This is a genomic window from Actinomycetospora sp. 2LY8.5, assembly GCF_057180585.1.
Window position 1 is genome coordinate 23,591 of sequence record NZ_JBXUHE010000023.1, and the last position, 13,609, is coordinate 37,199.

12 protein-coding genes are annotated in these 13,609 nt (G+C 65.4%); all 12 read right to left on the reverse strand.

What is annotated here, in order from left to right; all coding sequences use genetic code 11:
• Window positions 1-31: 31 nt before the first annotated feature.
• Window positions 32-1,351: an MFS transporter gene (locus AC2A1K_RS21950; protein ID WP_483898456.1), complete on the reverse strand. Its 1,320-nt coding sequence runs from the start codon at window positions 1,349-1,351 to the stop codon at window positions 32-34.
• A gap of 211 nt (window positions 1,352-1,562) precedes the next feature.
• Entirely contained in the window at window positions 1,563-2,861 is a 1,299-nt protein-coding gene (locus tag AC2A1K_RS21955) for an MFS transporter (RefSeq protein ID WP_483898457.1), read from the reverse strand.
• A 165-nt stretch (window positions 2,862-3,026) separates the two neighbouring features.
• Window positions 3,027-4,148: a thiolase family protein gene (locus AC2A1K_RS21960; protein WP_483898458.1), complete on the reverse strand. Its 1,122-nt coding sequence runs from the start codon at window positions 4,146-4,148 to the stop codon at window positions 3,027-3,029.
• Window positions 4,149-4,195: 47 nt separating this feature from the next.
• Window positions 4,196-4,714 (reverse strand): Zn-ribbon domain-containing OB-fold protein, encoded by a 519-nt coding sequence (locus AC2A1K_RS21965; protein WP_483898459.1) that lies wholly within the window; start codon window positions 4,712-4,714, stop codon window positions 4,196-4,198.
• 82 nt (window positions 4,715-4,796) lie between these two features.
• Window positions 4,797-5,309 carry a Rieske (2Fe-2S) protein gene (locus tag AC2A1K_RS21970; RefSeq protein WP_483898460.1) on the reverse strand — a complete coding sequence of 171 codons (513 nt, stop codon included), beginning with the start codon at window positions 5,307-5,309 and terminating at the stop codon, window positions 4,797-4,799.
• A 5-nt stretch (window positions 5,310-5,314) separates the two neighbouring features.
• A complete protein-coding gene (locus tag AC2A1K_RS21975; protein ID WP_483898461.1) occupies window positions 5,315-6,373 on the reverse strand; it encodes an amidohydrolase family protein in 1,059 nt (352 codons plus the stop codon).
• A 70-nt stretch (window positions 6,374-6,443) separates the two neighbouring features.
• Window positions 6,444-7,586, reverse strand: a complete 1,143-nt coding sequence (locus AC2A1K_RS21980) for an amidohydrolase family protein (RefSeq protein ID WP_483898462.1) — start codon at window positions 7,584-7,586, stop codon at window positions 6,444-6,446.
• An 88-nt stretch (window positions 7,587-7,674) separates the two neighbouring features.
• Window positions 7,675-10,284 (reverse strand): CaiB/BaiF CoA transferase family protein, encoded by a 2,610-nt coding sequence (locus AC2A1K_RS21985; RefSeq protein WP_483898463.1) that lies wholly within the window; start codon window positions 10,282-10,284, stop codon window positions 7,675-7,677.
• Window positions 10,285-10,396: 112 nt separating this feature from the next.
• The gene (locus AC2A1K_RS21990; RefSeq protein ID WP_483898464.1) at window positions 10,397-10,744 is read right to left on the reverse strand and encodes a hypothetical protein; all 348 of its coding nucleotides are present in this window, start codon (window positions 10,742-10,744) and stop codon (window positions 10,397-10,399) included.
• A 197-nt stretch (window positions 10,745-10,941) separates the two neighbouring features.
• Window positions 10,942-12,057 (reverse strand): NDMA-dependent alcohol dehydrogenase, encoded by a 1,116-nt coding sequence (locus tag AC2A1K_RS21995; RefSeq protein ID WP_483898465.1) that lies wholly within the window; start codon window positions 12,055-12,057, stop codon window positions 10,942-10,944.
• Window positions 12,054-13,322: a cytochrome P450 gene (locus tag AC2A1K_RS22000; protein WP_483898466.1), complete on the reverse strand. Its 1,269-nt coding sequence runs from the start codon at window positions 13,320-13,322 to the stop codon at window positions 12,054-12,056. The genes AC2A1K_RS21995 and AC2A1K_RS22000 overlap by 4 nt, the downstream gene beginning before the upstream one ends.
• Window positions 13,319-13,552, reverse strand: coding sequence for a ferredoxin (locus AC2A1K_RS22005; protein ID WP_483898467.1), 234 nt, complete (start codon window positions 13,550-13,552; stop codon window positions 13,319-13,321). Before AC2A1K_RS22005 ends, AC2A1K_RS22000 begins: the two co-directional genes overlap by 4 nt.
• Window positions 13,553-13,609 lie beyond the last annotated feature (57 nt).

Below are 13,609 nucleotides of genomic sequence, written 5' to 3' on the forward strand. Positions count from 1 at the left end.
CGTCAGGATTGCCGGGCTTGCGCTGGGCCGCTCAGACCCTCGGCGTCGCGAGCCCCACATTGTGTCTCGCCGGACTGCCACCCGTCAGTGCCATGACGCCAAACAGCAAGATCGCCAGCACGTAGAAGCCGCCGCCGACATAGCATGCCACGACGTAGCTCTCCGTCGCGTCGCGGATGGTGCTAAATACGTACGGGCCGACGAGCTGGCCGACCATGATGATCGGCAATGTGGCTCCGAAGATCACCGAGTAATTCTCACGCCCGAACTCCGCGGCGACGAGATAGCCTTGCAGGTCTGCCTCCGCGCCCTGCCCGAGCGCGACCATCGAAGCTGCCAGCAGGGCAAGAGCCCATGGAAGACCCGAAACGTTCGCGAGCAACACCGCACCGAGCGTGGCAACGAGAAACATGCCAATCCCGACCACATACCGCGAAACGAGGTCGAGAAAGACGCCGGTAACGACACGACCGAGCAGTACGCCGAGTAGAAACAGCGAGGAGATCGCCGTCGCGGCAGGAACTCCCATACCGCTCTCCAGCATGATCGGTTGCATGTTCGTCGCGAAGCCGATCAAACCGGCGATCGCCACGCTCATGGTCCCCCCGAGGAGCCACACACGTGGGATACGTAGAGCGTCGAGTACGCCGAACGGCCTGGCCCCGCTCGTCGGCTCGGCAGCGATTCTCGTATCACGAGCGTCCTGCTCGGTGGGATTCAAGGTGAGCGCCCAGGCGACGAACGGTATCGCGAGCAGCAGCATGGCTGCTGCAGGAACAAGAAAGCCTGCCTTGTACCCGTACGTGTACACGACGAACGCAGCGAGCGGCGTCAGTAGCGCTGGAACGCCCGCGCCGATGATTCCGGTGAGTGCGAACGCCTTGCCGGTGCTCTTGTAGAACCAGCTGACGATGACTTTGTTGACGCCCACCATGTAGGCACACGAACCGAAGGCCCCCATCAGCAACCCGAAAGTGTACCATGTCACGGTCGTCGTCGGGACGAATGCGAAGCTCACGAGAGTAGCGACCATACCGCTAAGGCCGAAGAGTGTGATCCGTCGTGGCCCGAAGCGGTCGACGAGCTTGCCAGCGAAGGGACTCAATAGTGCCGCGACAGCCAAGACGATGGGGGTGATGAGCACCTTCGTCGTGCTCCATCCGGTATCCGTCATCATGGGCACCACGAACACCGAGAAGGTGTTGTTGAAGACCACCACGCCGCAGCCGAAGCCGATCGCGGCTGCGAGCGCGTGCTTCCAGCCGAGTCGCCACTCCTCGATCTGACCGGAGGTGGCCGGCGAGACCACCGAATCCGGTGGCGGCTCCTGCACCACCTCAGGTTCGGCCATCAGTTCGCTCCGCGTCGAGAGAGACCATCAGAAAGCGAGGGCACATCGAATGCCTCCTCTGACATCCGCACGTACGATGGGCGGGATTCAGGTCGCTCACGCGAACGACCCTGTTTTCCAGCAACTCCGGGTACGGTCGACCGTGACAACGCGCTCGGTCGTTGCCACCGACCCTCATGAGAGGAAGCCGTGAGGACCAGTCATGCCTCGATCACGAAGCCTCGGTCAGTTTCGTCTCACCAGCCTTCCCACGCCGGTACGCCTCACCTCCGCCCACCGCGGTTCCCGCCTCGGACGCCGACGGTGGGTTCTTCAAGAAGACCGCTCCGACGATCGCCGCCATCAACAGCATGAGTCCGAGCGTCGCGAAGCCCATCGCCGGTGACGTGAACCCCGAGACCCAGCCCACCAGGTAGGTCGCGAAGAACGCGAACAGGGTGCCGGTCATGTTGATTATCCCCATCCCGACCGTGAACACGGACGGCTTGAGCATCCAGCTCGGGAACGCATAGAAGATCGGGACCGCGCCTTGGCTCCCGGCCACGACAATGCACAGGACGATCATTTGGACCACTGCGAATCCCACCGCCGCCGGGCCGAGCAGCAAGCCGACCGCGCCGACTGCGAGCGGAACGAGCATCAAGGCTCGGAATCGACCGGTCCGGTCCGCGGCCTTACCGAGCGTGACGCCCGCGACTGCGCCGACGAGGAACGGGATCCCGGAGAGCAGGCCGACCACGAGCGGTCCGTTGTTCGCGTCGAACGTGCGGACGACGGAGGGGAGCCACAACGGGATCGCGCTGCCCGCCCCGCCGATCAGACCGTACAGCAGCATCAGCAGCAGCAGCGGCCGGTTCACCAGCGCCCGCATGAAGCTCACCTGCTCTCCGACGGGTAGCGCTGCCTTCTCCTCAGCCAGCCTCTCCTCGACCTGACGGGCCTCGCCGGGCTTCATCCAGAACGTCTTCGTCGGCCTGTCGTTGTAGAAGAACAGCCATAGAACGCCCAGAGCCACGGCCGGAAGGCCCTGGATGAAAAGCACTGTCCGCCAGGTCATGAACTCGAGCATGAACCCGGTGATCGGCGCGGTCAGCACCGCGGCGGCGAAGCTGAAGATGAAGAACCGGCTGTTCGCCCGGCCGCGCTCCCGTTCGACGAACCACTTCGCCATCAGCACGTACATCATCGGATGGAATGCCGACTCGCCGACGCCGACCACGAACCTGGCGATGAGCAGCTGCTGTTCAGTGGTCGCCAGCCCGCACAGCGCCGACGCCGTTCCCCACACGAGCAGACAAGCAGCGAGAACCCACCTCCCTCCGTACTTGGACACGAGAATGACGATCGGGATCTGAAAACAGACCGACCCGATGAACAGAATACTCGAGACCAGCCCGACTTCCTCTATCGAAAGGCCCAGATCGATTCGAATTGGCTCGAGCATCAACGAGACGTTTGTTCGATCCAGATTGAGCATAAACATCGACATGCCCAGGAGTGGAATGATCACGTACCACCGACGTCGGGACAGGTCGGGAAGAAGAGCTGCCGCCGGAGGAAGCATAGCTGCGCCTCATTTCGGTCTCGAAACCGCTCGGCGTGCACAGGGTGACGCACACCGATCTCTCGACATCTTCTCGGCGGGCAATCAGCACGGACTGGTCGTTTTGCGGTCCTATCGGCGTGCTGTACCGGAGAAGATGACACCACCGGCGTGGTGCGTGCCGCCCACGCACACGAGCGAGGTGTCCGCACCGTCGACCTGCCGCTCACCCGAGCGCCCCATGACCTGAGTCGCCCCGTCCATGAGGTGCGGCACCCCGTGCAGGCGGCCGTTCCCGAGGTTTCCCCCCGAGGTGTTCAGCGGGACGGTCGGGTCCGCGATCCATTGGAGACCCTGGCCGTCCTCGCAGAGTCCCATCGAGTCCGCCCAGAACGGAACATTGGCCGAGTACCCGTCGTAGAGGTTGGCGACGTCGATCTCGTCGACCGAGACGTGACAGTTTGAATAGAGGTGATGCGCCATCCGCCGGCCTGCGCCGATCTGTGATTCGACGGTGGGCGGGTAGCCGACGGGTGAGAAGAACTCCGGCGAGATCGCCGTGCCCAGGACGTACGCAGGACGTTCCACGAGGTCCGGCGCACGCTCCGCGGACGTGAGCACGAACGCTCCGGCCCCTTGAATCGGGATGTCGCAGTCGTGCATCCCGATCGGCTCGCTGATTGGACGAGCAGACAGGTACTCGTCTAGAGTGAGTCGCTGGGGCCGGTGCTGTCGCCAGAAACTGTTCTCGTTTTTCAGCCCATAGTCGCGGTTGGTCACCACGAACGTTCCCAGGTGCTCCCGCGTGCCGCCGTGCATCTCCATGTAGCGCCGCAACTGCTGCCCGATCACCGACGGCCCGGTCGATCCGTAGGGGCTGTACCACTGGTCGGAACCGTAGGCCACCGAAATCTCGCCCGTACGGCCGTAACGGCCCTCAGGGTTGTGCAGAGCCCGGAAGACCAGGGCGTTCCGACACGCCCCGGCGGCCACGGCGTTGACCGCCTGGACGAAGGACTGTGTGAGCATGAACGCGCCCTCGTCGGAGTAGCTCGGATCGAGGCCGAGGGCTCTGATCATGAAGTAGGTGCCGACCGTGTCGATGCCGTCCACGGAACTGGTCGCCGCCGCGGGATGCATGGGCGAGGTCGTGACCCCATCGACGTCCGCCGGGGCCAGTCCTGCGTCCGCGATCGCCGCTCGCGCCGCATCGACTGCCAGCTTCCCGAGCGGTTCGTCGGCGCGCCGGTACACCCTCGAGTGCCCGACCCCGATCACAGCCACTTTGGCCGCATGGCTGGTCATGCACGGTCACCCTCTCCAGCAGCCACGACCCGGAACTGCGGGATGCTGACACCCGGTCTGATCTCCTCGAACTCCACTTGCACGGGAGCCCCCGACCTGACGCCGTCCACCGGTGTCCCCGGAAGATTCGTCTCCAACGTCACTCCCGGCGCGTCGTCGAGGGTCACGGAGGCGATGACGTAAGGGATCAGGTCGTCGAAAGCAGGGATCCGCTGATCCCGCACGACGACGTAGCTGTAGACGTGGCCGCGGCCGCTCACGTCGACGAAATCGAGATCGACGGTGAGACAATTCCAGCAGATCCCGACCGGAGGATGATAGAAGGTGCGGCATCCCTGGCACTGCTGCACCACGAGCTGCTGCTTGTTCGCCGCCGTCCAGAACGGAGCGGTGAGGGGGTCGTGCTGATCGGGTACGGGTTTTCCTCCGCCGGAGAAGTCGGCGGCGGACTGCTTCGGCGGCGTCACCGCAGCATACGGCACAGTCGTCCTCCCAAGGTTCTCGGACATCGACATCGCAGGACAGGGCGGAGCACGCACCAGAAAGAGTCCCGCCGTCGGCGCGTGCACACCGTTTCCAGGGTGTGGAGTCGTGCTGTCAGCGACTCGACTGGACCACCCGCGCGGCCTCGGAGGAGGTCGTGCCGCGGCGCCGACGGCTCGTGTCGAGCACGATCATCGCGTCGCTGTCGACGGTGACCTCGTACCCCTCCAAGACATACGGTCCCTTCTGCGGTCCGTCCTGCGGATCGATCACCGCCTCCGGCGAGCCGGGCACGATCTCCACGGGATAGCTCCGGACTCGGCTGTTACGCGGATCGAACCACGACTCCCCGGTTCTGAGGCTGTATTCCCACCGGTGCCAGGGACACTGAATCATCTCACCACGCCCGGTGTAGCGGATAGCCTCGACAGAGGGCTCGGCCGCCTCGACGATCCCGGAGAGTGCCCCGTGCTCGCACAGCGGAGCCCGGGCGTGGGGACACTGGTTCAGCAGCGCGAAGAACTCTCCGCCGACGTTGAAGATCCCGATCGATCGACCCTCGATCTCCACGATCTTGCGGTCTCCTGGTTCCAGCTCGTCGGCACGACCGACGACGTGCTTGGCCACGCGACTCACCCTTCGAGGTTCAGCAGGCGTTTGGCGTTGTCCCGGAAGATCTTCGACTTCAGCTCGTCCGGGAGGCCCTGCGGAAGCGAGTCCGTGGGCGAGTCGAAATCCCAGTGTGGGTAGTCGCTGGCGAAGAGAACATTGTCGGCGCCCCACTCCTCGATCATCTGGACGAGGAACTCCGGACGGTGCGGCTCCTCGATGGGCTGCGTCGTCAACCAGACGTGGTCACGGATGTACTCCGACGGCCTCCGTTCGAGGTTCGGCACCTCGGCACGGAGGTTCTCCCAGTGGTAGTCGAGACGCTCGGCGAGTGCGGGGAACGTCAACAGGCCGCCCTCGACGAGCATGAACTTGAGGGTGGGGAACCGGTCGAAGACGCCGTTCACGACGAGGCTGAGAAAGTGCGCCTGGAACGTCTGGGCGAGACCGATGTGGTATTCGGCGTAGAACGATGTCCAGCCGGTCCCCGTGTTCGGGTGCCCGCCGCCCTGGGACACGTGGGACTGGATGGGCAGCCCCCTCTCGACGGCAGCCTCGTAGATCGGCCAATACCGTCGGCTCCCGAAGGGCTCGAGGGACTGGCTGTTGAACAGGACGGTCAGGACGCCCGGATCATCCCCGATCCGCTCGACCTCCTTGACGGCCAGATCGACTGAGTCCTGCTGCACCACCATCGCGGCACGCAGACGGGGCTCCGGCTCGACGAGGTTCTCGAGCTGCCAGTCATTCACCGCGCGCACGTAGACCGCGCCGAGCTCGGGGTTCAGGAGCTGTGAGGAGCCTTCCAGAGTCTCCATCAGGCCGAGCTGGACGTTGTACTTGTCCAGCAGCTGCGAGCGGATCCAGCTCAGGTCCGAGCCCGGTATGCCGCTGGGTGGGTAGGCGTCCGCCCGTTGACCACCGTGCAGCGGGGGGCTCTCGATGCCCTGCGCAAGACCGTTCTGCGCCCGGCGGCCGAACTCGTTCGCGATGGCTTGCCACTTCTTCGGGACGTAGGGCGTGAGCGCCCCTGGCGGTGGGACAGGGTGAACGTCGGCGTCGACGACGCCGGTGTCGATCACCGGCGGCCCGACCCGCCGAGTCTGAGACTGGGACGTCACCGTCGGCTCGAGTGTTGCGGTCATGGTTGTGTCACCCTTCGATGATCTGATCGGTGGACAGGCCGTAGAGCTCGCTGGCGTTTAGGCGGTAGATTCGCTCCCGGAGATCCGTGTTCGACGTGCCCTCGGTGATGTCGCTCGGCGCACTCGTGTGACCGTGGGGATAGTCACTCGAATAGAGCAGCATCTCGTCTGAGCCCATCCGCGCGACGGTTCGGTCGAGCCGGCCCGTGACGTGGTTCCCGTCGGCGGGGCTCGTCGTCATCCGGACGTGCCGCCGCAGAATTTCGGTCGGGGGACGGTCGACCCACGGCATCTCCGTGCGGTAGCTCTTCCACAGCTTGTCGAGTTTCCAGGCGAACGGGGCGAACCAGTTGAAGCCGCTCTCCGCGAGCACGACCGTCGTGCCGGGGTACTTCTGGAACACGCCTTCCGACAACAGGGAGGCGAGCTGCGCTTCGAAGTTGCTCTGCTGCCCGACGTACCATTCCAGGTAGGTCGACTGCCATCCGGTGGACGTGGGCGCCTGACGGAACATGCCGCCGATGTGGATCGTGACTGGCAGGCTGGCCTCGTGGGCCGCCTCCCAGATCGGCCAGTTGATCTGGCGCCCGAGAAGCACCTCTGACTGCGAGAGCACGAGGACTTGGACGAACCGCTTGTCGCTCGACCAGTACCGGATCTCCTCCGCGGCCAGCTCCGGAGTCCCCATCGGGACGACGATGGAGGCTCGAAGCCTCCGGTCGGCCTCGAGCCATTCGGTCGCGATCCACTGGTTCAGGGCCCGGGTGTACGCCGCCTCACGCTGGGGGTGCCGGATCATCTGTACCCCGTAGAGGGGGTTCAAGATCGCGAAGTCGGCTGTTCCGTCGGCGAACAGGTCGGCGGTGAGGTTCTCCGCGGTCGTCGCTGCACGTCCGGCGTCGTCCACTCGGAGGCCTTCTCGCTGCCCGATACTCGACCCGCGCGGATGGTAGTTGGGTTCATAGGAGGGGAATCGCATCCCCGCCATCTGGTCTCCCCAGTAGTCACTCAAGTAGGGCAGGAGCGTCTTCACCGACGGCAGGGAGGGGTGGACGTCACAGTCGACGACGGCCGGCCGGGCACCGTCGCCGATGGCTTCCGCTCTCGTGTCGTCGGGAACGGTCGAGGTGGTTGGGGAGGCCACTGTCATCGAGGTACTCCTACACATGGTGGATGAGTATCTGGCACGGCTGCGAGCCTTCACCGTCACGCGCTGCCGGCTGTCGACAGGCCGCCCGTCAGAGCGCGCCTTGCTCCCTTAGCTGCGCGATGTCGTCGGCTCCGTAGCTGAGGATGGTGCTCAGGACGTGATCGGTGTCCTGGCCGTAGGAGGGGCCGGAACGGACGAACGGGCCGCCGATGTGGGCCGGGGTCACCGACAACCGGACCGGGTGGTCCTTGACCGGCCAGGTTCCGATCTCTTCCTGCTCCAGTTCGACCATCCACTCGAGATGCTGGAGCTGGGGATCGGTCTCGTAGCGGTCCTCCGCGGTCTGACAGACACCAGCTGGGACTCCTGCCGCCTGCAGCGCGCTCATCAGCTCGAACCTCTCCCGCGCCCGTGTCTCGTTCCCGAGGGCAGCGTCGAGCTCGTCCTGGTGGGAGACGCGGGACGCCAGCGAGGCGAAGCGCTCGTCGCGGGCCCACTCCGGCTCGCCCAGGACGCCGATCAGAGCACTCCACTGCTCGTCGGTGAACGCCCCGATAGCGATCCAGCTGTCCAGCCCGGATGTCGGGTACGCACCGTGGGGAGCGGCGACCTTGTACGGGGACCGGTTGCCATATCGGCTCCACCCGCGACCGTTCGCGGAATGATCCAGCACCGCCGTTCCCGTCAGATACAACCCGGTCTCGGCCTGAGAGGAGTCGATCCAGCACCCCTGTCCCGTGGTTTGTTGCCGGTACAGGCCGGCCAGCATCGCGTTGGCCATGTTGTAGGCACCGAACCAGTCCAGGTACGAGTACCCGATCCCCGCGGGCTGCCACGGATCGGGCAGCCCCGACATGTCGCTCAGGCCGGTCAAGGCCTGGGCGACCGGCCCGAAACTGCGCATTCCGCCGTACGTGCCGTGTTGGCCCATCCCGGACTGCTGGATGTACAGGATCCTCGGGTTGATCTCCTTGAGACGCTTGTAGCCCAGCCCCATCCGATCCATGGTCCCCGGGGAGAATCCTTCGACGACCATGTCCGCGCCCGCGATGAGCTCGGTCAGCACCTTCTTGCCCTCGGCTGACTTCAGGTTCAGCGAGATCCCCAGCTTCCCGGAGTTGATTTCCATGAAGCTGCCCGAGCGGTTCGGGCTCGACCACGCGCCGGGTTCGAGGGCGTCGGTCGCCGTGTCCCGGCTCTGCCGCCCACCCTCGGGAATTGAGGCGACACCGAAGCGCATCCCGTCCCAGCGGGACTCGTGCTCGACCTTGATCACTTCAGCGCCGAACGCCGCGAGGTAACGTCCTGCGCCCGCGCTCGCCAATTGCCAGGTCATGTCCACCACGCGCAGGCCAGCGAGCGCGAATGGCTTTCCTCGGGCACTGATGCGGTCATCGTCGCCTGGCGCACCGGGCCTCGGCAGCGCCGCCAACGCGTCGGACGGGCCCACCCATTCGGCCATGATCTGCTGTGTGTGCTCGCCCAGCAACGGAGGCCGCGGGCCCCGCCGCCACGGCAGACCCGGGGCGAGCCACTTCGCCCCCACGTAGCTGAAGGAGCGAGCCAGCTCCGGATGCTCGACCTCGAAGAAAGTCTCGCGCGCGCGCCAGTGCTCGTCGTCCACGTTCTCTTCCGGTCGACGCACTGGCGACCACGGAAGTCCCTCGGTTTGCGCCTCCCGCCACAGGTCCCGGTCGTAGGTCAGTGCGCCCACGAGCTTCTCGACCGTACTCGAGAGATGCGCCTTGACTTCTGGACGCGTTCGATAGGAGGGATCGGCGTACTTCGGATCCTCCAGATCCAGCTCCATTCCCCGACGCTTGAGCATGCGGACCGAACCGTCGTAGGCATCTGGGAAACCCTTCAGCTCACCGGTCTGCAGATACGGAAGAACCCATCGGCCGTCCTTGGTCCGTTGCAGCGACCCCAGAGCCGAGAACCCGCCACCGCTGCGCGGCGAGGAATGCTTGCAGGTGAGGCGATAGTGCTTCTGCCGGAGGTACACCCAGTCCGGAAGATCGGTCTCCGTGTTCATTGCGACCGCTTCGTGCACGTTCGCCGACACGAGCTGTCCAATCCCCGCCCGCAGGCGGTACACCAGGGCCGCCTGAATCGACATCGCCATCATCTCGCCGACGACGTGGTAGGCATGCCACATCTGCGGTGCGATGGGCGGAGTCTCGTACGACCCGTCCGGTTCCGGGTCGTAGCCGCAGTTCATCATCACACCACCGAGCGCCAGGTGGATCAGGTCTGAGGCTTCGTAGTCGGCCCACGGCCCGTCGTCACCGAAAGGCGTGATACGTCCGTACACCAGAGCCGGGTTCAGGTCCGACAAGGCCGCATGATCCAGACCGCGTTCAGCCATCCACCCCCGAGGGCGACTGTCGAGCACCACGTCGACGACGGACGCCAACGCCCGGAACTCGTCCTGGCCCGTCGTGGTGTCAAGGTCCAGGCTCATCGCACGCTTACCGAAGTTGTAATGCCAGAAGTACAGCGAACGGTCGGGCCCTGGCTCGTCGTCGAGGAAAGGCCCGAACGATCGCGTCGTCGAACCCCCGGTCGGCTCCACCCGAACCACGTCCGCCCCCAGACCGGCGAGCACCTTCCCGCAGTATTCTCCCAGCTCCTCGCCGACCTCGAGTACACGTACACCGGTAAGAAAAGACCCGTCACCAGTCACGCCAACACTCACTGAACCACTCCTCGTCGAGATTGAGCTCGGGAAACGGCCGGCTCCCGACGAGCCGCCGACCGCGACAGAACCGACACAAGCAGAATAATTGTTCGTTCGGACTGAGGGTTACCTACTGGTCTCGCGCCCTCGCGGCACCATCGGCCGAGCAGCCACATCCACCGATCTGCCGGGTGAGGCTGGGCTCTGCCTCTTCCATCTCGAGGAGAACGACCTCCAGCGCGGACGACAATCCCGTCAAAGACAACAGGGGAGCAGCGCCGGATTCCGGATGACGATGATGAATTCTCTTCGCCGTCCGCTCGGCCCGGGCGAGCACAGCGCGCGCAACATACAGAAGGGCCCCGGCGTCCACCGTACTGGCGACATGAGGCGGCGCCACCAGCCCCTCCGCGTGCGCGCTCGACGTGTTCCTCGGGATGCCGGTGGCATCGAGCTCGTCATCGCCGTCGTCCACCATCGATCTGATGTTCTCGACCTGTGCTCTCAAGGCGTGCAGACGCCCGCGCATGCCTGGCGGAACGGACTCCCCACCGAGAGCCGAGCCTATGAGCGAACCCGCTTCGGTCAACGCGTCCGCGCAGTCCGGTTCCCACTGTCGGGCAGCGAACCCGCGCCCGGATGGCGGGACCTGACGAGCCTCCTGCTTCCCCCCACTCATGGCGCGGGGTAATCGATGACGCCGCGGATGTTCTTGCCGTCGAGCGTGTCCTGGTAGCCGTCGTTGATCTGCTCGAGCGTGTATCGTGCAGTGATCAGCTCGTCGAGCTTTAGCGTGCCCTGCGTGTACATCTCCAGCAGTCGCTGGATCTCCCGGCGTGGGGAACCCATGCCGTAGAGCACGCCCTGGATCCGCTTCTGGTACATCGAGAGCTCGAACAGATTGACCGGGATCCCTTCCAGGGTCACGTCGCCTTGAGAGGTGACCACGACCGTGCCCGCCTTGCGGATGGCATCGAAGCCCTGACGGATCACCTCGCCGCTGATCGCGCTCACCGTGATGATCGCGGAGTCCGCGCCTTGACCGTTGGTGAGCGAGCGGGCGACGTCGATCGCTTCGGCGATGTCGGTGAAGAAGTCGGTCGCGCCGAAGGTCGTTGCCAGCTCCCGCTTGGACTCCACCACGTCGACAGCGATGATTCGGGAGGCGCCCGCGGACCGCGCGCCTTGGAGGGCGTTGGCGCCGATGCCACCGATGCCCATCACGAGCACGACGTCTCCGGGCTGCACCTCCGCGCCACGGACGGCCGAGCCCCAGCCGGTGGGAACCCCGCAACCGACCAGCGCGGCGACGTCGAGCGGGATCCCGCGGGAAATCCGGACGCACGATTCGACGGCGAACACGTTGTACTCAGCGAAGGTGCCGAGGGCTCCGCCCTTCGCGACGTCGGCGCCCTGCACGTGCATCCGGTAGGTGCCGTCGGGCATCGCGCCGGTCATGAACGCGGCCCCCGCATCACACAGGTTCTGCATCCCCGACGCGCACCAGCGGCATCGACCGCACGAGGGGACGAACGAGGTCACGACATGGTCGCCCACTGCGAGCTCGTCGACGCCGTCGCCAATGGCCTCGACGACGCCGCTGCCCTCGTGCCCGCCGTTGAACGGTAACGGCACCTCGATGTCGTTCTGAGCGATGTGGTCGTCCGAGTGACACAGCCCGCTGTGTGCGAGTCGGATCAAGACCTCGCCGGGCTTGGGCTCGTCGAGATCGACCTCGACGACGTCCCACTTGCCCGGCTGACTGCGCAGGATCGCCGCTCTCGTCTTCATGCTGCTCCCTCTCCGAGGTGCTCGGCCAGTGACGCATGGGACGACGCCAGCCGAGGACCGGGTGTGAACCGGACCGGCAGCGTCACCCAGCCGTTGGAACTCGCGCGCACCGGATACGGCTGAGCACAGTCCTTCTGGATCCTGAAGTCCGGCATCCGAGTGAGGAACTGCGTCAAGACGACTCGAAAGACCAGCCGAGCGAGGTTGGACCCGAGACAGCGATGGATGCCGGTCCCGAAGGCGAAGTGCCGGTTTGGGAACCGCTTCAGGTCGACGTCGTCCGGGTTCTCGAACACCTCGGTGTCCCGGTTGGCCGAGCCGAACAGGAACAGCATCCGGTCGCCTTGCTCGATGGCCTGGCCTTCGATGGCACGCGGGCAACGGGCCGTGCGGGCTAGCGCACTCACCGGGGTCGCCCATCGCAGGAACTCCTCGGTGGCGATCTGGAGGGCCCGTTGGTCGGACAGCAGTTCTGCGTGGACGTCGCGGTGCTCGTCGAGGTAGTAGGCGGCCCAACCGAGCAGCGCGCTGGTGGTGTCGAACCCCCCGGCGAGCAGGTTCCACAGGGTATCCAGAATTTTGTCGTCCGGCAGGGGCTCGCCATCGACTCGCACGGTCATCAGGTCGCCGAGCAACCCTGGGCCAGGATCCTCGCGACGGCGGCCCAGCTCCTCGGTAAGACGACCGTAGATCAGGTTGTAGACCTCGTCGCCGTCCGCCGCGCCCCCGGACGAGAACCGATGAATCGGCTCGGCGTAGAACACCCAGTCTTCCAGCGGTAGGCCGAGGATGTCCAAGGTGATCAGCGCTGTGACCGGGCTGGAGATGTCGTTGACGAAGTCCGCCTCGCCCTCCTCGATAACCGCGTTGATCACTTCGGTGGTGAGGCTGACGACGGTGTCGTGCATCGTGGCGACCGCTGACGGTGCGAACGCTCGGCTGAGCAGCTTTCGGTAGAAGGTCCATTCCGGCGGGTCGACCTCATCGGGGATCTCCCGCGGCCCGTCGAACGCCGGGATGGTCAGCCCACCGACTGCGTTGCCTTGGTCGTCGAACTTTTCGTTGGAGCACAGTTCGGTGTCCTGGAGCCCGGCGCGCAGGCCCTCGTAACTCGAGACCACCCAGAATCCGCCGTGGTGCGGCGACCAGGCGACCGGACAGCCGATGCGCAACTCGGACCAGAGCTCCTCCTTGTGCTCGGTGTACTCAGAACGATGGTGGTCGAAGTCGATCTCGGCCCGGTCCGCGTCGGAGACAGTGGTCATCGCTCGCTCACCTCCACGGCCTGCTCGGGACAGGTGCTTGCCGCCATCTGAACCGCGCTCTCGTCACTTGGCTGGACGTCGGAATCGGTGACGCTGGCATGTCCGTCCTCGTCGTCGAGCACGAACACATCGGGCGCGGCGAGAGCACACAACGTGTGGCCCTGGCAGCGGGCGGAGTTGACGGTGACGCGCATCGCGGCACCTCCTTCGGTCGTGGTGGGGTAGCGCATGTCCTCTCGCCACAGCAGGTGGCGGCCTGGCCGGTGCTATCGCGAGGAGATCAGGGC

Bases quoted from the DNA above. Each gene is read 5' to 3' on its own strand.
- AC2A1K_RS21950 (WP_483898456.1), bottom strand. From the start codon at position 1,351: ATGGCCGAACCTGAGGTGGTGCAGGAGCCGCCACCGGATTCGGTGGTC.
- AC2A1K_RS21965 (WP_483898459.1), bottom strand. From the start codon at position 4,714: ATGTCGATGTCCGAGAACCTTGGGAGGACGACTGTGCCGTATGCTGCG.
- AC2A1K_RS21980 (WP_483898462.1), bottom strand. From the start codon at position 7,586: ATGACAGTGGCCTCCCCAACCACCTCGACCGTTCCCGACGACACGAGA.
- AC2A1K_RS21990 (WP_483898464.1), bottom strand. From the start codon at position 10,744: ATGGTGGACGACGGCGATGACGAGCTCGATGCCACCGGCATCCCGAGG.
- AC2A1K_RS21995 (WP_483898465.1), bottom strand. From the start codon at position 12,057: ATGAAGACGAGAGCGGCGATCCTGCGCAGTCAGCCGGGCAAGTGGGAC.
- AC2A1K_RS22000 (WP_483898466.1), bottom strand. From the start codon at position 13,322: ATGACCACTGTCTCCGACGCGGACCGGGCCGAGATCGACTTCGACCAC.
- AC2A1K_RS22005 (WP_483898467.1), bottom strand. From the start codon at position 13,552: ATGCGCTACCCCACCACGACCGAAGGAGGTGCCGCGATGCGCGTCACC.